20 protein-coding genes are annotated in these 22,552 nt (G+C 57.2%); 12 read left to right on the plus strand and 8 right to left on the minus strand.

Translation table 11 applies throughout. The features are described 5' to 3' along the window. Positions 1-49 precede the first annotated feature (49 nt). The 10 genes from KWG64_RS17190 to KWG64_RS17235 all read left to right on the plus strand — a co-directional run bounded on the left by KWG64_RS17190 (position 50) and on the right by KWG64_RS17235 (position 11,959). Positions 50-1,423 (plus strand): formimidoylglutamate deiminase, encoded by a 1,374-nt coding sequence (locus KWG64_RS17190; protein ID WP_218522585.1) that lies wholly within the window; start codon positions 50-52, stop codon positions 1,421-1,423. Continuing rightward, positions 1,420-2,001, plus strand: coding sequence for a HutD family protein (locus tag KWG64_RS17195; protein ID WP_218522586.1), 582 nt, complete (start codon positions 1,420-1,422; stop codon positions 1,999-2,001). Before KWG64_RS17190 ends, KWG64_RS17195 begins: the two co-directional genes overlap by 4 nt. 233 nt (positions 2,002-2,234) lie before the next feature. Beyond that, positions 2,235-3,215 (plus strand): ABC transporter substrate-binding protein, encoded by a 981-nt coding sequence (locus KWG64_RS17200; RefSeq protein ID WP_218522587.1) that lies wholly within the window; start codon positions 2,235-2,237, stop codon positions 3,213-3,215. A 17-nt stretch (positions 3,216-3,232) separates the two neighbouring features. Then, complete coding sequence (locus KWG64_RS17205) at positions 3,233-4,114, plus strand: ABC transporter permease (protein ID WP_218522588.1); 882 nt, start codon at positions 3,233-3,235, stop codon at positions 4,112-4,114. Then, on the plus strand, positions 4,114-4,899 hold the full coding sequence (locus KWG64_RS17210; protein ID WP_101078820.1) for an ABC transporter ATP-binding protein: 786 nt from the start codon (positions 4,114-4,116) through the stop codon (positions 4,897-4,899). The genes KWG64_RS17205 and KWG64_RS17210 overlap by 1 nt, the downstream gene beginning before the upstream one ends. A gap of 117 nt (positions 4,900-5,016) precedes the next feature. Then, on the plus strand, positions 5,017-6,567 hold the full coding sequence (gene hutH, locus KWG64_RS17215; protein ID WP_218522589.1) for a histidine ammonia-lyase: 1,551 nt from the start codon (positions 5,017-5,019) through the stop codon (positions 6,565-6,567). A gap of 61 nt (positions 6,568-6,628) precedes the next feature. Further along, positions 6,629-8,311, plus strand: a complete 1,683-nt coding sequence (gene hutU, locus KWG64_RS17220) for a urocanate hydratase (RefSeq protein WP_218522590.1) — start codon at positions 6,629-6,631, stop codon at positions 8,309-8,311. A gap of 181 nt (positions 8,312-8,492) precedes the next feature. Next, entirely contained in the window at positions 8,493-9,647 is a 1,155-nt protein-coding gene (gene hisC / locus KWG64_RS17225; protein ID WP_218522591.1) for a histidinol-phosphate transaminase, read from the plus strand. After that, positions 9,644-10,792: an alpha-hydroxy acid oxidase gene (locus KWG64_RS17230; protein ID WP_218522592.1), complete on the plus strand. Its 1,149-nt coding sequence runs from the start codon at positions 9,644-9,646 to the stop codon at positions 10,790-10,792. The genes hisC and KWG64_RS17230 overlap by 4 nt, the downstream gene beginning before the upstream one ends. Positions 10,793-10,873: 81 nt before the next feature. Then, entirely contained in the window at positions 10,874-11,959 is a 1,086-nt protein-coding gene (locus KWG64_RS17235; RefSeq protein WP_195815170.1) for an iron-containing alcohol dehydrogenase family protein, read from the plus strand. Between the two features lie 388 nt (positions 11,960-12,347). Here the strand turns inward: KWG64_RS17235 and KWG64_RS17240 are convergent, their stop codons facing one another. From KWG64_RS17240 to KWG64_RS17275, 8 genes are all read right to left on the minus strand, one after another. After that, a complete protein-coding gene (locus tag KWG64_RS17240) occupies positions 12,348-12,737 on the minus strand; it encodes a hypothetical protein (protein WP_218522593.1) in 390 nt (129 codons plus the stop codon). Then, the gene (locus KWG64_RS17245) at positions 12,737-13,492 is read right to left on the minus strand and encodes an SDR family NAD(P)-dependent oxidoreductase (RefSeq protein WP_218522594.1); all 756 of its coding nucleotides are present in this window, start codon (positions 13,490-13,492) and stop codon (positions 12,737-12,739) included. Before KWG64_RS17245 ends, KWG64_RS17240 begins: the two co-directional genes overlap by 1 nt. Further along, positions 13,485-14,813: a hypothetical protein gene (locus KWG64_RS17250; RefSeq protein WP_218522629.1), complete on the minus strand. Its 1,329-nt coding sequence runs from the start codon at positions 14,811-14,813 to the stop codon at positions 13,485-13,487. Before KWG64_RS17250 ends, KWG64_RS17245 begins: the two co-directional genes overlap by 8 nt. A gap of 2 nt (positions 14,814-14,815) precedes the next feature. Further along, positions 14,816-16,156 (minus strand): histidinol dehydrogenase, encoded by a 1,341-nt coding sequence (gene hisD, locus KWG64_RS17255; RefSeq protein WP_218522595.1) that lies wholly within the window; start codon positions 16,154-16,156, stop codon positions 14,816-14,818. 16 nt (positions 16,157-16,172) lie between these two features. Beyond that, on the minus strand, positions 16,173-16,943 hold the full coding sequence (locus KWG64_RS17260) for an ABC transporter ATP-binding protein (RefSeq protein WP_218522596.1): 771 nt from the start codon (positions 16,941-16,943) through the stop codon (positions 16,173-16,175). Next, positions 16,943-17,752, minus strand: a complete 810-nt coding sequence (locus KWG64_RS17265; RefSeq protein WP_101079695.1) for an ABC transporter permease — start codon at positions 17,750-17,752, stop codon at positions 16,943-16,945. Before KWG64_RS17265 ends, KWG64_RS17260 begins: the two co-directional genes overlap by 1 nt. Further along, positions 17,749-18,759, minus strand: coding sequence for an ABC transporter substrate-binding protein (locus tag KWG64_RS17270; RefSeq protein WP_218522597.1), 1,011 nt, complete (start codon positions 18,757-18,759; stop codon positions 17,749-17,751). Before KWG64_RS17270 ends, KWG64_RS17265 begins: the two co-directional genes overlap by 4 nt. A 278-nt stretch (positions 18,760-19,037) precedes the next feature. Next, positions 19,038-20,018: a LysR family transcriptional regulator gene (locus tag KWG64_RS17275; RefSeq protein WP_218522598.1), complete on the minus strand. Its 981-nt coding sequence runs from the start codon at positions 20,016-20,018 to the stop codon at positions 19,038-19,040. Between the two features lie 186 nt (positions 20,019-20,204). Here KWG64_RS17275 and argH point away from each other — a divergent pair, with 186 nt between their 5' ends. Beyond that, positions 20,205-21,632 (plus strand): argininosuccinate lyase, encoded by a 1,428-nt coding sequence (gene argH / locus KWG64_RS17280; RefSeq protein ID WP_218522599.1) that lies wholly within the window; start codon positions 20,205-20,207, stop codon positions 21,630-21,632. 37 nt (positions 21,633-21,669) lie between these two features. Next, entirely contained in the window at positions 21,670-22,542 is an 873-nt protein-coding gene (locus KWG64_RS17285) for an amino acid ABC transporter permease (RefSeq protein WP_218522600.1), read from the plus strand. Positions 22,543-22,552 lie beyond the last annotated feature (10 nt).

The raw sequence follows: 22,552 nt of genomic DNA on the forward strand, positions 1-22,552 counted from the left end.
TTCTATAAAATTGCGTTTATGTTTCTCATTGCTGATCAGGAACGCTGTTATGCCTGCTTATTTTGCTTCACGCGCCTTACTTGCCCACGGCTGGTCGCACAATGTGCGTCTGGACGTTGATGCCGCCGGAACACTGAGCGCCGTGACGCCCGGTGGTGATCCGCAAGGCTGTATCCGCCTTTCCGGCCCGGTTGTGCCGGGTATGCCAAACCTGCACTCTCACGCTTTTCAGCGGGTAATGGCAGGGTTGGCGGAAGTCGCCGGTGATCCGCAGGACAGCTTCTGGACATGGCGTGACCTGATGTATCGCATGGTCCGGCGCCTGACGCCTGAACAGGTTGGCGTTATCGCCCGTCAGTTGTACATCGAAATGCTTAAAGGTGGCTACACGCAAGTTGCCGAATTCCACTATCTCCACAACGATATCAGCGGAAATTCTTATGCCAGTCGCGGTGAAATGGCCGCGCATCTGAGCCAGGCGGCTGCGCAAACCGGTATCGGCCTGACCATGCTGCCCGTGCTTTACACCTACGCCGGATTCGGCGCTCAGCCCGCGCAGGCCGGGCAAAAGCGGTTTATTCAGGATGCTGACGGTTACCTGCAACAGCAGGACATTATCCGCAGCCAGATTAAAAACCAGCCGCTGCAAAATCAGGGGGTGTGCTTCCATTCGCTGCGCGCCGTTTCGCTCGAACAAATGCAGCAGGTGCTGGCGGCGGGCGATAAACAGTCGCCGGTGCATATCCATATCGCCGAGCAGCAAAAAGAAGTGAACGATTGTCTGGGCTGGAGCGGGCAGCGCCCGATCGCCTGGTTGTATGACAATCTCGACATCGATGCCCGCTGGTGCCTGATCCACGCCACGCACGCCGACCGGTTTGAACTGGCGAGCATGGCGAACAGCGGGGCAGTTGCCGGGCTTTGTCCGACGACAGAAGCCAATCTTGGCGACGGCATTTTCCACGGTGTGGATTACCTCGCGCAATCTGGCCGCTGGGGAATTGGCTCCGACAGCCATGTGTCCCTCAACGTGGTGGAAGAGCTTCGCTGGTTTGAATACGGCCAGCGCCTGCGTGACCAGCGCCGGAACCGACTGACCACAACCTCGCAAAATTCCGTCGGCGATGTGCTGTATACGCAGGCCTTACAGGGCGGCGCGCAGGCGTGCGGTGCGGCAATCGGGCAGTTATCCGCAGGTTACCGCGCCGACTGGCTGGTGCTCGACGGGCAGGATCCTTATCTTTCCGCCGCCAGAGACAGCGAGTTGCTTAACCGCTGGCTGTTTGCCGGAAATACCGGGCAAATCCGCGATGTGTTCGTCGGCGGTGTCGCGCGCATTGTCGGCGGGCAGCATGAACAGCAACAGGAAGCGGCGGAAGATTTCCTGCACCTGCTGAATCAGCTGGCAGAGGATGCCGCATGACGAACTGGCAGCATTTCTCCTTTGAAAACTTACCGGTAAGCCCGTGGAAAAACGGTGGCGGCGAAACCCGCGAAATCCTCAGCTGGCCGCCGGGTAAAACTGATTTCGACTGGCGCGCCAGCATTGCCACCATTGCGCAGGACGGCCCGTTTTCCGCATTTCCCGGCATTGACCGCTCTATCACGTTGCTGAGCGGCGGGGGCGTTCATCTGCTTTCCGAACCGGAGATTAATCATCATCTCAGTGAAACGGGGACGCCTTTCGCATTCAGCGGAGACATCGCGCTGAATGCAAGTCTGTTGGGCGGAACAACGACAGATTTCAATATCATGACCCGCCGCAACGTGTGTTCTGCGCAGGTGATTTCCACCGCTAAAAGCCTCTGTGTTTCTCTTAACGATGGCGGCGTGCTGTACGCCATCCGCGGAACATGGCAATGGCCGGATGGTCGCCAGTTTGGTGGCGGGGAAGGGTTCTACCACGCCGCTCTTGCTGATGCGCACCATAACGGGGAAAGCGTGGAAATCACGGCGCTTTCGGACAACGGCCTTCTGCTCCGGGCAAAAATCATGCGTTAACCGTGCGCTAAAAAAGAGCGTGCGGCGCACCGAATTGATTCATCCGTTGCCGGGCCACCGGGCAGCGGGAGACAGAAAACGACGTAAAACGGCCTCTGCCGGAACTGGCACAAAGCTTGCTTTAATACAGTCGACTGACTTGTATAGACAAGAATATACAGTAGCGCAATTGGCCTGAGGTTTTTTCACCGCTTCAGGCGTTCCCCCGACAGGTACTTTGGCAGGAGTGGCAGATGAGCAACATGATTTCCAGGGCTGTACTGAAACGTTCGTTGTCTTTGTTAGGGCTGGCTGTAGCGATGGGCAGCGTGACTGTCAGCGCGGCACAGGCGGCAGATACACCGGTAGCTATTGGTATCTCCGGGTGGACAGGTTTTGCACCGCTGACGCTGGCGGACAAAGCCGGGATCTTCAAAAAGAACGGCCTTGAAGTCACGCTGAAAATGGTGCCGCAGCAGTCCCGTCATCTGGCGATTGCTTCCGGTTCATTGCAGTGCGCGGCGACCACGGTGGAAACCTATTTAACCTGGAACGCCAGCGGTGTGCCGATTAAACAGATTGTGCAGCTTGATAAATCCTACGGTGCGGACGGTATCGCTGTGCGCAGCGGGATTAACAAAATTTCCGACCTGAAAGGGAAAACCGTTAGCGTCGATGCGCCGGGCACCTCTTCTTACTTCCTGCTGGCGTGGATCCTCGATAAAAACGGCATGACGATGAAAGACGTCAAACTCGCGACGCTGGGGCCGGACGCAGCCGCGCATGCGTTTATCGCCGGGCAAAACGATGCGGCGGTGTCGTACGAGCCTTACCTTTCCACCATCCGCCAGAGTCCGGACAAAGGCAAAATCCTTGCCACGACGCTCGATTATCCGATGGTGATGGATACGCTGGGTTGTACGCCTGCATGGCTGGATAAAAACCCGAAAGCCGCACAGGCGCTGGTGAACAGCTACTTTGAAGCGCTGGATATGATCAAGAAAGACCCTGAGAAATCCAACGAAATCATGGGGGCTGCGGTGAAAGAAACTGGCAAACAGTTTGCGGAAGAATCCAGTTATCTGCGCTGGCAGGATCGCGATGCCAACAAGAAATTCTTCAGCGGTGAAATCGTCACCTTCACCAACGAAGCGGCGCGCCTGCTGACTGAGATGAAAATCCTGCGTAAAACGCCGGACATCAACACGTTATATGACGCGAAGTACGTGAAATAGCCATGAAGGACAATGACATGAACAGTTCTGTCACTCAGGCAGCCGTACATCCCGTTAATGCGCAGTCAGATTTATGTGAGCCGGCCCCGTTGCCGGCAAGCAAAAAAATCTGGCATAACCCGATGATGGTGCCTTTGCGTCCGGTCGCAGCCAGGCGACGCGGTTTCCTCGGGTTCTGTTTTTTTGTCCTGTTTTTCGCCCTGTGGTCGCTGGTGACGTTTACCGGATTCGTCTCACCGACATTCCTGGCCAGCCCGGCCAGCATGTTGCAGGAAGGCGTTTTACTGTTTACCGATTTCGATTTCACTACCGATATCGGTATGACGGTGATGCGCGTGCTGGGCGGTTTTGTTCTGGCCTGCGCCATTGCCGTGCCGCTGGGCATTCTGATGGGGTCGTACAAACTGATTGAAGCGTTTTTTGAGCCGTTTGTGTCGTTTTGCCGTTATCTGCCTGCATCAGCGTTTGTTCCGCTGCTGATCCTGTGGGCGGGTATCGGTGAAATGCAGAAAATCCTGGTGATTTTCATCGGCTCCTTCTTCCAGATAACCCTGATGGTGGCCGTGACGGTGGGCGCTGCGCGACGTGATCTGGTCGAAGCCGCGTACACGCTGGGTGCGACGAATCAGAGCGTGGTTCGCCGGGTGATTATTCCGGGTGCCGCGCCTGAAATTGCCGAGCTGCTGCGGCTGGTGCTGGGCTGGGCGTGGACATACGTCATCGTGGCGGAGCTTATCGGTTCATCAAGCGGCATCGGCCATATGATTGTTAACAGTCAGGCGCTGCTCAATACCGGGCAAATGATCTTCGGCATTATCGTGATTGGCTGCATCGGTTTGCTTTCTGACCTGTTATTTAAAGCGGCAAACCGCCGCCTGTTTGTCTGGAGTTCACTGTGATGAGCCATCCGAAACTGAGTGTCCGGCAGGTGGAACGTATTTTCACCGGCCCGAAAGGCGAGAAAACGCAGGCGCTGTTGCCGGTGGATTATCAGGTTAACGAAAATGACTTCATCACCATTCTCGGGCCTTCGGGCTGCGGCAAATCCACGCTTTTGCGCATTGTGGCAGGGCTGGATCAGCCGACGCGCGGGGAAGTCTGGCTTGACGGAGAGCTGGTTGACGGGCCGGGCGCTGACCGGGGCATGGTGTTTCAAAGCTACACCCTGTTTCCGTGGCTGACCGTGGAACAAAACATCCGTTTTGGTTTGCAGGAACGCGGTGTCAGCAAAGCGGCGCAAAAAGAACGCAGCGACTATTTTATTAATAAGGTCGGGCTGCGCGGATTTGAGCAGCATTTTCCCCGTCAGTTGTCCGGCGGCATGCAGCAGCGCACCGCGATTGCCCGTGCGTTGGCGAATGACCCGAAAATTTTGCTGATGGACGAACCTTTTGGCGCGCTCGACAACCAGACCCGCGTAATGATGCAGGAACTGCTGCTGTCGATTTGGGAATCCTCGCGTAAAACCGTGCTGTTCGTGACGCACGATATCGACGAAGCGATTTTCATGGCGAATAAAGTGGCCATTTTCAGTGCGCGGCCGGGGCGGATTAAGACAGAAATAGCCGTCGATTTCCCGCATCCGCGTGATTACACCCTGAAAACGTCACCGGAATTTATGGCGCTGAAAGCGCGGGTGACGGAAGAAATCCGTACCGAAACACTGCAGACGATGGATCACTGATCTCTCCCTGCGGGTAAGCATTGAACGTTGTTGTGTCAGGTATTGCATAAACACCCGGCGGGCTGAGGCCTTAGCCGGGTTTACTTCCCGTTTCACTTGTCTATACAGGAATAGATTATGGCTTCTTCATCCACCGATTTAACCCTTTGCCGCCTGCAACCGGGCCACGTTGACCTGCCGATGCTGCGCAAAATTTATCAGGGTAACGTCCGCCTTGAACTGGCTGAAGAGGCACGCGCTGGCGTACTGGCTTCGCAGGAAACGGTCACCCGCATCGTCGAGTCGGGCAAAGTGGTTTACGGGATCAACACCGGTTTCGGCAAACTGGCGCAGACGCGCATTCCTGCTGAACGGCTGGCTGAGCTGCAACGTAATCTGGTGCTGTCGCACAGCGTCGGTATCGGCAAGGATCTGGCGGATAACGTGGTGCGTCTGGTCATGGCGACCAAAGTCCTGAGCCTGTCGCGCGGCCATTCCGGTATTCGTATTGAAGTGATTGATGCGCTGATTACCTTGTTTAACGCGGGCGTGTATCCGTGTATTCCGGAGAAAGGCTCGGTCGGCGCTTCCGGCGATCTGGCACCGCTGGCGCACCTTTCCCTGATGCTGATTGGTGAAGGTCAGGTCACGGCGAAAGGTGAAAAAATGTCGGCCATCGCCGGGCTGGCAACCGCCGGTCTGGTGCCGTTTGAACTTGGCCCGAAAGAAGGGCTGGCGCTGCTTAACGGCACGCAGGTTTCAACGTCTCTGGCGCTTTCCGGTTTGTTCGAAGCGGAACGCGTATTTTCTGCCGGGCTGGTGGCGGGCGCATTGTCGCTGGAAGCCATCAAAGGTTCGGTAAAACCGCTCGATTCGCGCATTCACGTAGCACGCGGTCAGCAGGGCCAGATTGGAGTTGCAGCGGCGCTTTCAACTCTTCTGGCAGGCAGTGACATTGTCACGTCTCATGCCGATTGCGGGCGTGTACAGGATCCGTATTCCATCCGCTGCGTGCCTCAGGTGATGGGTGCTTGTCTGGATAACCTGCATCACGCGGCACGTATTCTTCGCATCGAAGCCAACGCCGCCTCCGACAATCCGCTGGTTTTCTCTGAAAATGGTGATGTGATTTCCGGCGGTAACTTCCACGCGGAACCGGTGGCATTTGCTGCGGACATCATCGCGCTGGCGGTGGCGGAAATCGGTGCGATTTCAGAACGCCGCATGGCGCTGCTGCTTGATACCGGTCTTTCCGGTTTACCCCCGTTCCTGGTGAACGACGGCGGTGTGAACTCCGGTTTCATGATTGCGCAGGTGACGGCGGCCGCGCTGGCGTCAGAAAACAAATCACTGGCACACCCGGGCAGTGTGGACAGCCTGCCAACGTCGGCGAATCAGGAAGACCACGTTTCAATGGCGACTTACGCCGCACGCCGTCTGGGCGACATGTGCTTTAACACCAGCGTCGTGGTGGGCATCGAAGCCATGGCGGCCGCACAGGGGATTGATTTCCATCGTCCGCTGCAAAGCTCTGTGACGCTGGAAAACGAAATGAAGTCCATCCGCGAAAACGTCGCGTTTCTTGAAAAGGATCGCCTGATGGCGCCGGATGTCGAAATGATGCGCCTGTGGGCTTCCCGTGAACACTGGCCAGCGGCAATTGAAGCGCTGCTGCCAAGCTTTGTCTGACTGCAAGATTCGCCTGATTATTTTTGTGTTAACACACCCTGTCTGAGAGAAGGAACCGACGATGAACGCTCCACAAAAAACGGCTGTTGCCCGCGTTGTTCGTGCGCCGCACGGGACTGAACTGAGCTGCCAGAACTGGCTGATTGAAGCGGCGTACCGCATGATCCAAAACAACCTTGATCCGGATGTCGCTGAGCGCCCGGAAGACCTGGTGGTTTACGGCGGGATTGGTAAAGCGGCGCGTAACTGGCCCGCGTTTGAAGGCATTCTGGAAAGCCTGCGCCAGCTGCGTGAAGACGAAACGCTGCTCGTTCAGTCCGGCAAACCGGTCGGCGTATTCCGTACCCATACCGATGCGCCGCGCGTGCTGATTGCCAACTCCAATATCGTGCCGCACTGGGCAAACTGGGAGCATTTCCATGAGCTGGATAAAGCCGGGCTGATGATGTACGGCCAGATGACCGCCGGTTCGTGGATTTACATCGGCGCGCAGGGCATTGTTCAGGGCACTTACGAAACGTTCGCCGAGGCGGGGCGTCAGCACTACAACAGCGACCTGCGCGGCAAGTGGATTTTAACCGCCGGTCTGGGCGGTATGGGCGGCGCACAACCGCTGGCGGGCGTTCTGGCCGGGGCGTGCGTGCTGGCGATTGAATGCCAGGAATCGCGTATCGATTTCCGTCTGCGTACCCGTTATGTCGATTACAAGGCGCACAGCATTGATGAAGCGCTGGCGATGATTGAAAAAGCCTGTGCGGAGAAAAAAGCCATTTCCGTCGGCCTGCTGGGCAACGCCGCGGAGTTGATGCCGCAGCTGGTGGCACGTGCGAAAGAAGGCGGTTTGCGCCCGGATATCGTCACCGATCAGACCTCGGCGCATGACCCGCTGAACGGTTATCTGCCGGAAGGCTGGAGCCTGGAAAAATGGCAGGAAGCGCGTAAATCGGATCCGCAATCTGTGGTGAAGGCCGCAAAAGCCTCGATGGCAAAACACGTTCAGGCGATGCTGGATTTCCATGCCATGGGCATTCCGACCGTGGATTACGGCAACAACATCCGTCAGGTGGCGAAAGACGAAGGCGTAACCAATGCTTTTGATTTCCCCGGTTTTGTCCCTGCGTATATCCGTCCGCTGTTCTGCGAGGGCAAAGGCCCGTTCCGCTGGGTGGCGCTTTCCGGTGACCCGGAAGATATCTATAAAACGGACGCCAAACTCAGGGAGCTTTTCCCGGATAACGCCAACCTGATTAACTGGCTGGACATGGCGCGCGAGCGCATCGCCTTCCAGGGTTTACCGGCGCGTATCTGCTGGCTCGGTCTGGGCGAGCGTCATATTGCCGGGCTGGCGTTCAATGAAATGGTGCGCAACGGTGAGCTGAAAGCGCCGATTGTCATTGGCCGTGACCATCTGGATACCGGTTCTGTGGCCTCGCCAAACCGTGAAACCGAAGCCATGAAAGACGGCTCTGATGCGGTTTCCGACTGGCCGCTGCTCAATGCGTTACTCAACACCGCGGGCGGCGCGACCTGGGTCAGCCTGCACCACGGCGGCGGCGTCGGCATGGGCTTCTCGCAACATGCAGGCATGGTCATTGTGGCGGACGGCACTAAAGAAGCCGATGCACGCCTTTCGCGCGTTCTGTGGAATGACCCGGCAACCGGCGTGATGCGTCATGCTGATGCCGGTTATGAGCAGGCCAAAGCCTGCGCGGAACGCAATGACCTGAACCTGCCGATGTTATGAAACCCGTTCGGGTAAGTCATTAATACAACGGCAATTAAACTGAACAAAATCAGCGGGCAGTGGCGCAGGTCGCTGCCCGTTTTGTTTCTAAAATAATCTGAAAATGCGTTAAAAAGTGGCGTAAAACCGCGCGAACTTCCGGCATACTCGGGAACAGAATCTTCACAGCACGAGGTAAAAGATGGCTTCAGATCCGACAGCTTTTGATGCAGCAAAAGAGTGCCTGAAAAATCTGGCAAGGCCCGCATCACGGGCGCTGGGCGTGTATAACGCCGGGCTATCAGCCGACGCTGTACAGCAAAAATATGGCGCAGCCCGTATCGCCAAACTGGCGAGCAATGAAAACCCGCTGGGTGCCAGTCCGAAAGTCATCGCAGCACTTGAAGCCGATGCCCGTTTCAGCGCGATTTATTCTGATGCCTCGAGTATGGCATTACGTGCGGCGCTGGCGGAAGAAACCGGCGTCAGCGCGGAAAACATTGTGGCTGGCAACGGTTCTGAAGACATTTTACACATGCTGGCGCTGGCCTTTCTGAACCCCGGCGACCGCGTCGTCACACTGATCCCGTCTTTTGGTTTGCATGAAATTTTCCCGCGCATGATGGGGGCAGACGTCACGCTGGTGGGCGTCAGCGCACAGCAGCAGTTTGATATTGAGGCCTGGGAACGAGCGCTTTCCACACCTGCAAAAATGGTGATTTTCAGCAATCCGTCGAACCCCGTGGGCTGCATGCTGGGGCGCGAAGGATTCGCCCGAATTATCGATGCCGCCCCACAGGATTGCATTCTGGTGATCGACGAAGCTTATTTCGAATATTGCGAAAACGAGCCGGATTACCCTGACAGCCTGCGCGTTCTGGCTGCGCAGCCGCGTCCGTGGATTGTGTTGCGTACCTTCTCCAAAGCTTACGGGCTGGCCGGTTTGCGCATTGGCTATGGTTTAGCCAGCCATCCTGAACTGGTAAATCTGCTCGACCGTGTCCGGACGCCGTTTAACATTAACCGATCGGCGCAAACTGCCGCCGTTGCGGCTTTGCAGGACAAACAGCACGTGCGTGACAGCATTGCGCTGGTCACCGCGCAGCGTGAAAAAATGGCCGCAGAGCTGACGGCTCTGGGCTTTACCGTTGCGCCGTCGCACGCCAATTTCCTGTTCTTTGACTGCGGCCAGCCGGGCGCGGAACTGGCACAACGATTGCTTACTTATGGCGTCATTATTAAGCCGTGGCGCGAAACAGGTTATGAAAACTGGATCCGCGTTTCAGTCGGTAACGAGCAGGATAACCGGCAGTTTATGGAAAGCCTGAAACACATTCTGGCGGAGGAAGCCGCGTGAAGCGTGCTGCGTTAAACATTGAAGAATTGCGCCGTCAGGCCCGGTGCGCGTTGCCGCGTTTCGCTTTCAGCTATGTGGAAGGCGGGGCGGATGATGAACAAACGCTGAAAGATAACCGTGAGGTTTTTGCCCGCTGGCGCTTTATTCCGCCGGTGCTGACGGATTCCAGCCAGCGCGATTTATCTGTCACGCTCTGCGGGCAAACGCTCTCTGCGCCGCTACTGATTGCACCGACCGGTTACAACGGCATGCTGCGTTTTGGCGCAGACGCCATGCTGGCCCGTACCGCCAGACGCGCCGGGATCGGGTATATCCAGAGCACTGTGTCCACGGCGTCGATTGAAGAAATCGCGGCTGAAAACCTGCCGCAGCACTGGTTTCAGCTGTACGTATTAAAAGATCGCGCGGTGACAACCGGCCTGCTGGAGCGGGCGAAAGCTGCCGGATGCACCACGCTGGTGGTGTCCGTGGATGCCGTCCATTTCGGTAATCGCGAAAAAGACAAACGCAACTACCGGCGGCCAATGAAGCTTTCGTTGTCGAGCCTGGTGGATGTTGCGCTGCATCCCGGCTGGGTGTGGCGGACGCTGAAACCGGCGGGTATGCCCGGTTTTGGCAATTTAAAACCTTACGTGCCTGCGGATAAACAGCGTGGCGCGGGTGGGGCGAGCTATTTCTCTGAGCAGATGGATACCCGTCTGAACTGGGAAACGCTTGCCTGGATCCGCAGCCAGTGGCAGGGCGCGTTGCTGATTAAAGGCATTCTGGCACCGGCCGATGCGCAACGGGCGCTGGACGCGGGCGCGGACGGCATTGTGCTGTCCAACCACGGCGGCCGACAGCTCGATGGTTCGGTCAGTGCGATGGAAGTTCTGCCGGAAATTCGCCAGTTATGCGGCGCGGATGCCACTATTCTTATCGACAGCGGTTTTCGTCGCGGTACCGACGTGGTGAAAGCGCTTGCGCTGGGCGCGAATGCCGTATTGCTTGGCCGCCCGATGCTCTACGGCGTGGCGGCGGCGGGCGAAGCGGGCGCGCAACGTGCGCTGGAGATTATCTTGCAGGAAGTAGACCGCACGCTGGCGCAGCTTGGTTGTACGTCGGTGAATCAGCTGGGGCCGCATTTGCTGCGCCCTCAGCGTTAATGTGCACAAAGTAAAAACAGTCAACATCCTCAGAATTTTTAACCTGAATCAGTCAGACACAAGCATCACGGAGAAGCAGTTATGCAGGCACAGAACATTATCTTTCCAGCGCAAATTCTGCGCGGCCCCGGCGTTATTTCTCAGCTTGGCGATATTTGTGCGTTGCTGGGAAAACGCGCGCTGGTGATTGGCGGGCATCAGGCCCTGATGGCGGTGGGCGATAAAATTCGTCATCAGCTTGAAGGCTGTGCGGTGGAACTGGTGGGCAGCGAATGGTTTGGTGGTGAAAGCAGCGAAAGCAATATCACGCGTCTGGCGAAAGTCGTGAAAGACAAAAAGGCCGACATCGTGATTGGCGTAGGCGGCGGGAAATCTCTCGATACCTGCAAGGCCGTTGGCGTGGAAACCAACGTGCCGGTGGTGACCATTCCCACCATCGCTGCGACCTGCGCTGCCGTGACGCCGCTGACTATCCGTTATCACGATGACGGGCATTTCCGTGATTTATTCCCGCTGCCGCAGGCCCCGGCGGCGGTCATTATCGACAGTGATATTCTGGCTGCCGCGCCGTTGCGCTGGCTGGCTGCCGGGCTGGGCGATACGCTGGCAAAATGGTACGAATTTCGCGCCATCAGCAGCCATCACGGCCAGTTAAGCGGCGTGGCGCGTTCGTCGAGCGCCAACAGCCGGATTTGTTATGACCTGATCGAATCCTGTGGCCCGGCTGCCTGCGACGCGGTGCGCGCCGGTAAACCGAACGCCGAACTGGATCAGGTGCTGGACGCCATTTTCATGTTTGCCGGTCTGACCTCGCTGATGAGCAGCGGGGCGCATGCCGCCGCATCCCACGCGATATATGAAGGATTTACCGTTTGCGATAAAACGCGTGAATTCGGCCACGGTTTGCTGGTCGGTTTCGGTAATCTCTGCCTGCTGGCGCTGGAAAACCGCAGCGACGAAGAGCTGATGGAAGCCATCAGACTCGCCCACGCCTGCGCCGTGCCGCTGCGTCTGAGTGAAATCGCCGAACTGAACGCCGAAGAGCTCGACAGCATCGTGAAGGCCTCGCTGCACGCACCGGATATGGAGAATATGCCGGGGCATGTGACGGCAGGGGGATTGTATGAGGCGATTTCGCGGGTAGAGGCAATGGCGGATCTGATTTGATCTTTATGGGCCTGCGAGTTTTGGGGTAGCGACCTGAACGGGTTTTAAATTCAAAATCAAGACCTTGGGCTCGCCGCCCAAACTGGCCCAAAGGGCGCGTTAACGCGCGCGCCCTCTGGACACCCGCGCTTTTCAACTGCGCGCTATCGCTGGCTGGCTAAGTTTCAGCAACTCCTGCTAGTGCCGCAAACGCCGCCGCTGCGCGGTTCTCTCGCCTCGGGTTCGAACCTGCTCGAAAAAAGACTCTCGCTGTTTCTCACCACTCACTCGACGTCGTTTTGAAAGCGGCCAGGGGCTATGTAATTCGGAAGATACATGCAGGCTGGATTTTGATTTGCTCCTTCCCCTTGGCAAGGGGAAGGACGGGATGGGGTTTGAAATGGCAACTTTAAAGGTGGGTTGTTTGCAAAACCCCCTCCCGACCTTCCCCTTCGCAGGGGGAGGAGCAGACCAGCAACTCGCAAAAGCTTGCAGATTTACTTTGCCTCCAGCCGCTTTCAGAAAGCTTGCCGAACGAAGCGTTTCGAGACCTGTGGCTCGAAACCGAGAAAGGGAACCGCGCAGCGGCAAGTTTTCGCGGCAATAGCGGTGGTAACTGAAACATAGCCAGCCAGCGATAGCGCGCAGTTAACGAGCCCGGGATTTTCAAGGGGTGCGGCGATAGGCGCCCCTTGAAGCCGGTTTGGGTGGCAACCCAAGGTTTTGAACTTAAAGCTCCCAAGGTCTTGACCTTCACAATCACTGCAAGTGAAAAACCGCCAGATGTCCGGTCTGACATTAGATCCCCGCTAAATACCCCCCATCCACATATAACACCTGTCCGGTGATATACCGCGCCGCCTCGCTGCTTAAAAATACTGCCGCGCCGGTCAGGTCGTCGAGTTCTCCGAAACGTCCGAGCGGGATTTTCTCCTGCATTTGCTGGCACCAGTCGGCGTTTTCGTAAAACTCAGCCGTCAGATCGGTTTTGAAATACCCCGGGCCGATGCCGTTAACGCGGATGTTTTTTGCGGCCCATTCCGTTGCCAGCGTGCGGGTCAGACCGGCCATGGCGGATTTCGATGCACCGTATGCTGCGGCACCCGGAACGCCGACCTGGCTGGTGAGCGAGCAGAGGTTGAGAATGCTGCCGCCGCCGTTTTCGGCCATCAGCCGTGCGGCGGCCTGCGCGCAGAAAAATGCGCCTTTGAGGTTGGTGGTGAGAATGGTGTCCCAGAGCGCTTCGTCAACGTCCAGTGACGGGCAAAGGTGTTCGGTTCCGGCGTTGTTGACCAGCACATCAGGCGGTGCGGGCAGCGAAGCCAGCGCGGCGGCGAAGGTGGCGGGTTGCGTGACGTCGAGCACCAGCGGAAATGCCTCCGCGCCAAGTTGACGGATTTCCCCGCAGACGGCGTTTATCGTGACGTTGTCACGCCCGCTGACGATCACGCTGGCACCGGCTTTTGCCATGCCGATCGCCAGCGCTTTACCGATGCCGCGTGAGCTGCCGGTGATCAGCACCCGTTTGCCTTGCAGCGAGAACTGATCAGTCATTAGCTTTCTCCGCCGGGCTGATCCCGGCCAGCCACTGGCTGAATTCGTCGAGATCTTCAACCGGCTGGCTGCCCAGCATGACGGACATCGCCAGACCGAGAGCGGAGCTGGTGGGGGTATGGCCGCTGAAACCGCCTGCGCGGAGATCCAGAACCAGCGTCGGGCAGCAGAACATGGCAAGGCGGAAAATCCGCTGCCAGTGCGGCGGCAGCCAGCCACGGCGGGCGAGTTGTGCCAGTAACGGCTGCCAGTATTCCTCGCCTTTGTCGCGCAGGAAGGCGGCGCGCAGCGGCGTCAGCTGCCAGTTGTGATCCACAAACAGCGTATCGCCACGGCGCATCACCGTGACTTTGTACAGTTCGCCGCAGCGCGCGGGTTCATACAGCCACAGCGGATGCGCAAAAATATTGTGGAAGGTGGCTTTGATTTCCGCCAGCAGCGCCGGAATGTTGCGCCCGGCGAACGCGGGGTCGAAACTCACCAGTTGCGGAATTTCTTCCGACGTGTCGTGCCAGACGTTGGCGTTGTGCGCGTCGCCGTGTGCGGTGATGACGCCGTGATCGGCCAGTGCGGCGGGCGCGAGGCGCGATCCCGCTTCGGCGAATAATTGCCGCAGGCTGTGTTCATACGCCACGCCGTTGATGACCCAGCGCAGGTTGCTCAGCGTTTGCCATTCCATCTGTTCGTCTTCGAGCCGGAAGGTTTTGCCGACGTAAAAACGCGCGACGCGGCCACCGAAACCGGCGGGGATCTCCGGGTTGTCCGGGGAAACCAGCCGGTGATGGAACAGCTGGTGAATGGGTTCTGCGGAAACGGCGTCCACCGAACCGGCTTTCAGCGTCGGTAGCGTATAGGTGAGGATATCGCGGTCAGCGCGGCGCTGGGCTTCTTCGATTTCGGCTTCCTGATCCCACGCCTGCTGCTGTTCGATGTCCCGGCAGACATCCGCCATGCGCCGGTCGTGGCGCAGGGTATACATCAGAATCTGCCGCCCCGGTTCGCCGCAGGCATACACCGGCACATCGACCCGAAAGCCGCTTTCACGCAGCAATTCAGCGTTGTAATACTCTTCGATGGTTTTATCTTCGCCTTCTTCATTGTGATATTTGAAGAACAGGGCGCGGCCATCGTCGAGCGTCACCGTACCGTTGAGGGAATTCAGGCTGTACTGGTCACGGTTGATGGTCAGCTGACCGGCCTTCACGCCGGTGACTTCGCCGATCAGCTGGCGCAGTGCATCCGCCGCTTTTTGCCATTCTCCCGCGTGGACTAACTGACGCGCCTGCGCGGCCAGCGGTTCACTGCCCGTCAAATTGCTCATCATTATTGGCCTTTTTTGTTGAGGATCTCAGTGCGTAATGCCGATACCGCCAGCGCGTGGCCGGGGAAGCCCTCGTACAGTGCGAACGCGTGGGCTTTTTCAGCCAGCGGCGCGTAGCCTTCGCGGGTCACGTAGCCGACTGAAATGCGTTTCATGTAATCGAAAACGGACAGCGGGCCGACGGTTTTTGCCGCGCCGTTGGTAGGCAGGACGGCGTTCGGGCCGAGCACGAAATTCCCCAATGTGATCGGCGTGTAGTTGCCGAGCAGAATTTCTCCGGCGTTGCGGATTTTGCCCATCACGGCCATCGGTTCTTCGGCAAGGATTTCCAGATGTTCCGGCGCGTACTGGTTAACAAATTCAACGGCAGTGTCGAAATCGGGCGTCAGCACCACGCCGCCGTGCGTGCCGCATAACACCGCCTGCGAGAAACCGGCGCGCTTTTCGCCGATTTTCGCCCAGTAGCCGGGCAAGGCGGCAATGGCTTCTTCGGCCACGCGGCGGCTGTTTGTCACCAGATAAGCCGAGGAATCCGGCCCGTGTTCGGATTCTATAATGAGATCTAAGGCCGCCAGCGCGCCGTCCACGCTGTCATCGGCCAGAATTAAGCTTTCGCTGGGCCCGGCGGGAATGCCCGGATCGATAAGGTTTGATAACTGGCGTTTTGCCGCCACAACCCAGGGGCTGCCCGGCCCGACGATTTTCAGGCATTTAGGCACGGTTTCGGTGCCGAATGCCACGGCCGCCACGCCCTGTGCGCCGCCGCATTTATACACTTCGGTGATGCCCACCAGCCTTGCGGCGACCAGTGTGGCGTCGTCCACTTTGCCGTCCGGCCCTGGCGGGGTGATGACAATGGCGCGTTTGACGCCAGCCACCACCGCCGGGATCGTGGTCATCAGAAAGACGCTGGGGAAAGACCCTTTGCCGCGCGGCACGTAGCAGGCGACGGAGTCGATCGGCACATGACGGTCACCGGCAAATGCGCCGGGGCGGATTTCTTTCATCCACATGTCTTCGGGTTTCTGCGCTTCGTGGAATGCGCGGATGTTTTCCACCGAGAAACGGATGGATTCGATAACCTGCGGATCAAGGCGTTCAAACGCCGTGGCGAACTCGGAATCTTCCGCCATGATGCTCATTTCCGGCGCGGTGACCGCGTCGAAATCGCGGGCAAAGCGTTGCAGGGCGGCATCGCCTTCGGTGCGCACGGCGTCGATAATCGGTGCTACGCGCTCAATGAAAAAGGATAAATCCGCTTCGGTGCGCTGGAATAATGCCGGTGGCAGGTCGGTCGAATCGCTCAGGTCATGAAAAGTCACAGCTTGAAAAGGTGCAGACATGGTAAATCTCCGGTGATCAGGCCAGCGCGGCGCGGGTGTGGCCGCTGCGGATAGTGTGGAGAACCTGACGTTGCAGGTCAGTGAATTCAGGGCTGGCGGTGAGTTCTTCGCGGCGCGGGCGCGGCAACGGCACATCAAACGTTGCCTGAATGGTGCCCGGTCCCATCACCACGATGCGATCGGAAAGATAAACCGCTTCCTCAATATCGTGGGTGACGAACATCACCGTCAGCCGGTGCTGTTCCCAGATACCGGTCAGCAGTTCCTGCATCTGGTGGCGCGTCATGGCGTCGAGCGCGCCGAAAGGTTCATCCATCAGCAATATTTTCGGGCGATAGGACAACGCGCGCGCAATCGCCACGCGTTGTTTCATGCCGCCGGAAAGCTCGGACGGCCAGGCGTCAGCAAACGCCGTCAGCTGAACCAGTTCGAGATGCTGATCGGCTTTTTCGCGGCATTCCGCACGGCTGAACCCGGCGGCTTTGAGCGCAAACTCGATGTTCTGCCGCGCCGTCAGCCAGGGTAATAAAGTATAGGACTGAAACACCACGCCACGGTCGATGCCCGCGCCGCGTATGGTTTGCCCGTCAACCTGGACGTCGCCGTTGTCGTAATCCTCAAGGCCTGCCGCGATGGACAGCAGGGTGCTTTTGCCGCAGCCCGACGTGCCGACGACCGAGACAAATTCGTTGTCCGCCAGCGTCAGGCTGATGTCGTGCAAAACTTCGCGCGTCTGTTTGCCGACCTGAAAACTTTTGTGCAAATGGGAAATGGTTAAAACCGACATCACGCACGCCTCTTGTTGTAGCGGAACAGTACGCGCTCGGCGGCACGCATAATCTGGTCGCTGATTAACCCCAAAATCCCCAGCAGCAGGATGTAACCGATAATGGTGTCGGTCTGGAAGAAGCGCTGGGACACGACGATGCGGTAACCCAGCCCGGAAGTGGAGGCCACCAGTTCGGCAAGCACCAGCCACGTCCACGCCCAGCCGAGGCTGATGCGCAGTGCGTCCCAGATGCCCGGCAGCGCGCCCGGTAAAACGATGCGGAAGAGGATTTTACGATCCGGCATGCCGAGCGTGCGGCCTAAACCGACGAAATCGCCCGGTACGCGCTTCACGGCGTCGATCACCATTAACACCTGCTGGAAGAAGGTGCCGATCCAGATAATCAGGAATTTCTGCACATCGTCCGTACCGGTCCATAAAATGGTCAGCGGCACGAACGCCACCACCGGCATGTAGCGAATGAAATCCACCAGCGGTTCGGTCAGGGCTTTGAAGAAACCGTAACAGCCTGCCAGCACGCCAATCACAATCGACATCACCGAGGAAATGGCGAACGCAATACTGATGCGGTAGAGGCTGCTTTTAACGTCACTCCACAGCGTGCCGTCCTGCGCCAGTGACACCATTTTCAGCCACACGTCGGTGAGTTTTGGCAGAAAAATCGGCGGAATGGCGCCGCTGCGGGTCGCCAGCCCCCACGCAAGAAACAGGACAACGAACAGCGCCACGGCGATGCCGACGAACAATTTGCGCGACGGCAGGCGGCCAATCACCATCAGGTTGAGCGGTTTACGGCGCGAACTCATGGCAGGCTGTTCACAAAGCTGGCGTCAATCACCTGCGCGGCGGTGACTGGTTTTGGGATCAACCCGGCGGCGGTGGCGGCTTTCAGCACATGCGCAAACGTCTGATCGGAGAACGAATGGCTGAGAACCTGTTTGTTTTCGGCAAGCGAATAATATTTCACGCCGTCAAACGCTGATTCTAAATCAGCCGGTGTGGCACCCACGGCTTTGGCAATCAGGGCGCGGTCGGCGGTGGTGTTGGCCTGATAATGGGTCAGGGCGGCGTCCCAGCTTTTAATCAGCGCAGCAACCTGACCCGGTTTTTCTTTCAATACGGAATCACGAACCACCAGCACGTCGCCGATCAGGCCCGGATCGGAAGAACCGCTGTAGAGCATTTTCAGCGACGGATCCTGTTTTCTGGCGGCAGAAATGTACGGCTCGTAGGTCACGGCGGCGGTGACGCGTTTGGCAATCAGCGCGCTGCCTGCGGAATCGGCAGGCATCGGCACAGGCGTGATATCACTCCATTTCAGCCCGGCCGAGTTGACGGCGCTGTGCAGCAGAATGTCGCTGGTGGTGCCTTCTTCGAACGCCACCTGTTTACCTTTCAGGTCTTTCAGCGTGGCGATGTCTTTGCCGACCAGCAGGGCATCGGCGGTTTCGCTCTGATCGAGCAGTAAGACCACTTTCACCGGCAATCCGGCGGAAACCATTGCCATCGCGGTGTGTGTGGCGATGTTTGCGCCGTCAATCTGCCCGCTGGCTAATGCGGCGTTGATGTCTTTGTCTTCGGCGAAGTTAATGATGTCGACCTTTTCCAGCCCCTGCTGTTTAAAAATGCCCTGACTTTGTGCGACGTGCCATTGTCCGTAGCCCAGCCAGGGTTCGATACCCATTTTGAAGGTACCGGCTTCCGGCGCTGTCGTTGCCGCGCCAGCACTCAGGCTGAATGTCGTGAGCACGCCAAGGCAGCAGGCCAGCGCAACTTTGTTTTTTAAGGCGTTTAAGGTCTGAATAGGTGACATGGTGATCCTCGCATGGTGTTGAAAGAGAGAAAGACGGCTAATAGAAATCCTAATGTGCAACCCTGTATAGACAAGTGAGTAAAGCAATTACTACGCCACAGTTGAAATCACGTAAGGAAATCAGGCAGGGCCTTGATGTTATACATTTTTGGATAATTAATGAGAAGGAGGTAAACGAATTTATAATTAAAAGTGATAACCTGCACCACAATATGACTTTCATTGCTCTGCGCCGGTGCATAAGATGACGGAACCGGAAATATTCCCGCTTAATCGAATCAGCTGGCTTTCGCTTCAGGCCGGGGAATGAGTGCCTGTTTGAGGGCGCTAAAGAATAAATTCAGCACGGAATTAAACGGTGCGCCTTTTTTTACCACCAGGCTGAAGGGGGTGGCGATTTCAATATTATCCGGCATCAGCGCTTTGAGTTTATTTCCGCCCATGAACGCACTGGCATAATGTTCCGGTAAAAAGCCGAGATAATTACCGGTCATCAGTAACATGGTGACCGCTTCGACCTGTACGGCGATGGCGTGCGGCGTTGTGACGTCGGAGAAGATATTTTTCTTACTGTGATTGGCGTAAAAGTGATTCACCATTTGCGAGGATTTGATTTGTGATTCTTTAATTTCCTGAGCCGGAACGGAGAAGAGCGGGTGTTTATCACCGCAATAAAGATAGGTCATTTCGTGATACAGGAAAAAGTAATCAAATTCTGGTTTTTCCTGATAGACCGGCATGATGCCGCAGGTAAAACGGCCATCAATCACGCCGCGTTCAATCTCATCGAGCTGGGTGGCGTGCAGGCGGATGTTCACCTTTGGCGCCTGACGGTAAACCTCGCCTAAGCCACAGACGACGGGCGATTGCGGATCCGTGATGGTGTTGTCGATAATGCCGATGTTCAGTTCGCCGAACAGTTCGTGGCGGGCATGATTGAGTTTGTCGCGAAAGAGGTTGATGGAAGAGAATAAATCCAGACAAGCCTGATAGGCGACTTTTCCGTGTTCGGTTAAATAAAACCCCTCACGCCCGCGCGTGCAAAGTTTCATCCCGAAGCGGATCTCCAGATCCGATATTTGTTTGCTGATTGCCGCCAGGCCAATATTCAGTTCATTACAGGCGGCGGTAAATCCACCGGCCTCTACCACGGTTTTAAAGACGCGCAAAAGTTTTAAATCTGCGACGCCAAGGCTGTGCTGGTTAATATCACTTTTCGCGGGTGACGTGTTTCCTGATTTGGAAAGTGGACTTTCCATAATAAATATTTACCCCCGCTCTAAAAATCTACAACATCAAATTCACTTAGCCTCACTCGTTATTACGCTGTAAGCCCAGATTGTTCAGTGTCATTCGAAATTCTGCCGGCTGGAATTTATTTCAACGCCGTCAGACAATACGCTGGATTCAGGTTTGCAACATCTATGCCATAAAAGGAAACGATCATGTCCCAGCAGCCAGAACTTCTTTGGGGAGCCCGCTTCAAACACGGGCCAGCCGCGGCGTTAAGCGCCTTATCGCGCAGCCCGGAATATTATTTTTCACTTGCTGAATATGATCTGGAAGGGTGCCGCGCACACGCTTATGAATTAAAGCGCGCCGGTTTACTTGATGAGAATGAAACCCGGCAGATGGTTGAGGCCATTGAGCAACTGGCTGCCGATTTTCGCGCCGGAACCGTGACGCCGGTTCAGGGCGATGAAGATGTACATACGTTTATCGAACGCAGCCTGACCGAACGGCTGGGCGCACTTGGCGGCAAACTGCGCGCCGGACGTTCCCGTAATGACCAGACCGCCAACGATTTGCGTCTGTATCTGCGCGATAACACCCGCAAAATCGTGGTGGCGCTGCTGGAATTACAAACCGCGCTGATCAAACAGGCGGAACAGCATATTCATACCCTCGCACCCGGTTTTACGCATCTGCAACAGGCGCAGCCGATTGTGTTTGGTCATCAACTGATGGCGCATGCGCAGTCGTTTTACCGCGACGTTGAACGCCTGCGTGACTGGGATAAACGCTGCGCACTTTCCCCGCTCGGGGCGGCGGCGATGGCCGGTTCTGCCATCGCGATGCACCCGGAATTATCCGCTAAAGATCTGGGCTACGACGGTGCCTGTGAAAACTCCATTGACGCCGTTGCCAGCCGTGACCACGTCGCTGAATTCCTGTTTGCCGGCAGCATGCTGAGCGTCAACTTATCGCGCATTTGCGAAGAAGTTTGCCTGTGGGCGTCGCGCCAGTTCCGCTGGGTCGAGCTTGACGACGGTTACGCCACCGGCAGTTCCATCATGCCGCAGAAGAAAAACCCCGATATTGCCGAGCTGACCCGGGGCAAAAGTGGCCGTCTGATTGGCAACGTGACGGCGATGCTCATCACCATGAAAGGGCTGCCGCTTTCGTATAACCGCGACCTGATTGAAGACAAACGTAATGCGATGGACACCGTTGATCAGCTGTTGCTGGTGCTGCCTGCAATGGCCGGAATGATCGACACCATGAAGGTGAACGTTGAACGGCTGCGCGAACAGGCACCGGAAGGTTTCACGCTGGCGACCGAAGTGGCGGACTGGCTTTCCCGCCGCGGCGTGCCGTTTAAGGAAGCGCACGAAATCACCGGCCAGCTGGTGCAGGTTTGCGAGCAACACAATCTGGCGCTGCATGAACTCAGCGACGCACAGCTGCTGGCCGTGGATCCGCGTCTGAACGCTGACGTGCGCGATTGCCTGACGTTAGAAGCCGCGGTGAATGCCCGCAGCGGCTGGGGCGGTACGTCTCCGGTGCGCGTGGCCGAGCAGATTGAACGGCTGAAAGTGCGTCTGGCCGGGCAGTCGGCCTGGGCAACGGCGTACACCGGCCTGTCTTTATAACGTCTGCATAACTTCTACACCTCGCGGGGATCGGCGAATGACTTTGTATCAGAAGACGTCTGAAAATGTGAAAACCGCTGATATCGATCTCAGCGAATACCACTATGTGCCGCAGCGTTATTACGGCCGGATTTTTGCCTCGGTTGTGATCCTGGTGCTGCTGGCCTTGCTGGTGAACGCCTTTGCGCACGGCAAAATCGAATGGCAGTACGTGGCGCAGTTTCTGACCGCCAAAGCGATTTTGTTCGGGCTGGGCAACACCATTGTGATGTCGGTGCTGGCGATGGCGCTGGGGATTGTGTTCGGGGTGATTATCGCGGTGATGCGCATGTCGCAAAACCCGGTGCTGCGCAGCGTGGCGATGGGCTATACGTGGATTTTTCGCGGTACACCACTGATTTTACAGCTGTTGCTGTGGTTTAACCTGGCACTGATTTTCCCGACCATTTCCATTCCCGGCCTGTTCAGCATTCAGACCGTGGATATCATGACGCCATTCACTGCCGCGCTGCTTGGCCTGAGCATTAATCAGGGCGCGTACACCTCGGAAGTGGTGCGCGCCGGGCTGATTTCGGTCGATCTCGGGCAGTACGAGGCGGCGAAGTCCATCGGCATGACGCGTCTGCATGCGCTGCGGCGGATCATTTTGCCGCAGGCCATGCGGGTGATTATTCCGCCTATCGGCAATGAATTCATCAGCATGGTGAAGACCACCAGTCTGGCGAGCATGATCCAGTATTCCGAAGTGCTTTATAACGCGCAGACCATTTATTTCGCCAATGCGCGGGTGATGGAACTGCTGTTTGTTGCCGGTATCTGGTACCTGGTGGTGGTGACGGTGTTGTCGTTCGGGCAGAACCGTCTGGAACGCTATTTCGGCCGTGGCACCCGCCGCCGCACCAGCCACTGAGGAGCCAGAA

It is taken from the genome of Rahnella sp. PD12R (assembly GCF_019200965.1).
Classification (GTDB): Bacteria; Pseudomonadota; Gammaproteobacteria; order Enterobacterales; family Enterobacteriaceae; genus Rahnella; species Rahnella laticis.

What these genes read in the sequence shown, in the direction of transcription:
- KWG64_RS17190 (WP_218522585.1), top strand. Translation starts at nt 50, where the DNA reads ATGCCTGCTTATTTTGCTTCACGCGCCTTACTTGCCCACGGCTGGTCG.
- KWG64_RS17250 (WP_218522629.1), bottom strand. Translation starts at nt 14,813, where the DNA reads ATGAGCAATTTGACGGGCAGTGAACCGCTGGCCGCGCAGGCGCGTCAG.
- KWG64_RS17210 (WP_101078820.1), top strand. Translation starts at nt 4,114, where the DNA reads ATGAGCCATCCGAAACTGAGTGTCCGGCAGGTGGAACGTATTTTCACC.
- KWG64_RS17205 (WP_218522588.1), top strand. Translation starts at nt 3,233, where the DNA reads ATGAACAGTTCTGTCACTCAGGCAGCCGTACATCCCGTTAATGCGCAG.
- hutH (WP_218522589.1), top strand. Translation starts at nt 5,017, where the DNA reads ATGGCTTCTTCATCCACCGATTTAACCCTTTGCCGCCTGCAACCGGGC.
- KWG64_RS17240 (WP_218522593.1), bottom strand. Translation starts at nt 12,737, where the DNA reads ATGTCAGACCGGACATCTGGCGGTTTTTCACTTGCAGTGATTGTGAAG.
- KWG64_RS17270 (WP_218522597.1), bottom strand. Translation starts at nt 18,759, where the DNA reads ATGTCACCTATTCAGACCTTAAACGCCTTAAAAAACAAAGTTGCGCTG.
- KWG64_RS17285 (WP_218522600.1), top strand. Translation starts at nt 21,670, where the DNA reads ATGACTTTGTATCAGAAGACGTCTGAAAATGTGAAAACCGCTGATATC.
- argH (WP_218522599.1), top strand. Translation starts at nt 20,205, where the DNA reads ATGTCCCAGCAGCCAGAACTTCTTTGGGGAGCCCGCTTCAAACACGGG.
- hutU (WP_218522590.1), top strand. Translation starts at nt 6,629, where the DNA reads ATGAACGCTCCACAAAAAACGGCTGTTGCCCGCGTTGTTCGTGCGCCG.
- KWG64_RS17245 (WP_218522594.1), bottom strand. Translation starts at nt 13,492, where the DNA reads ATGACTGATCAGTTCTCGCTGCAAGGCAAACGGGTGCTGATCACCGGC.
- hisD (WP_218522595.1), bottom strand. Translation starts at nt 16,156, where the DNA reads ATGTCTGCACCTTTTCAAGCTGTGACTTTTCATGACCTGAGCGATTCG.
- KWG64_RS17275 (WP_218522598.1), bottom strand. Translation starts at nt 20,018, where the DNA reads ATGGAAAGTCCACTTTCCAAATCAGGAAACACGTCACCCGCGAAAAGT.
- KWG64_RS17235 (WP_195815170.1), top strand. Translation starts at nt 10,874, where the DNA reads ATGCAGGCACAGAACATTATCTTTCCAGCGCAAATTCTGCGCGGCCCC.
- hisC (WP_218522591.1), top strand. Translation starts at nt 8,493, where the DNA reads ATGGCTTCAGATCCGACAGCTTTTGATGCAGCAAAAGAGTGCCTGAAA.
- KWG64_RS17200 (WP_218522587.1), top strand. Translation starts at nt 2,235, where the DNA reads ATGAGCAACATGATTTCCAGGGCTGTACTGAAACGTTCGTTGTCTTTG.
- KWG64_RS17260 (WP_218522596.1), bottom strand. Translation starts at nt 16,943, where the DNA reads ATGTCGGTTTTAACCATTTCCCATTTGCACAAAAGTTTTCAGGTCGGC.
- KWG64_RS17195 (WP_218522586.1), top strand. Translation starts at nt 1,420, where the DNA reads ATGACGAACTGGCAGCATTTCTCCTTTGAAAACTTACCGGTAAGCCCG.
- KWG64_RS17265 (WP_101079695.1), bottom strand. Translation starts at nt 17,752, where the DNA reads ATGAGTTCGCGCCGTAAACCGCTCAACCTGATGGTGATTGGCCGCCTG.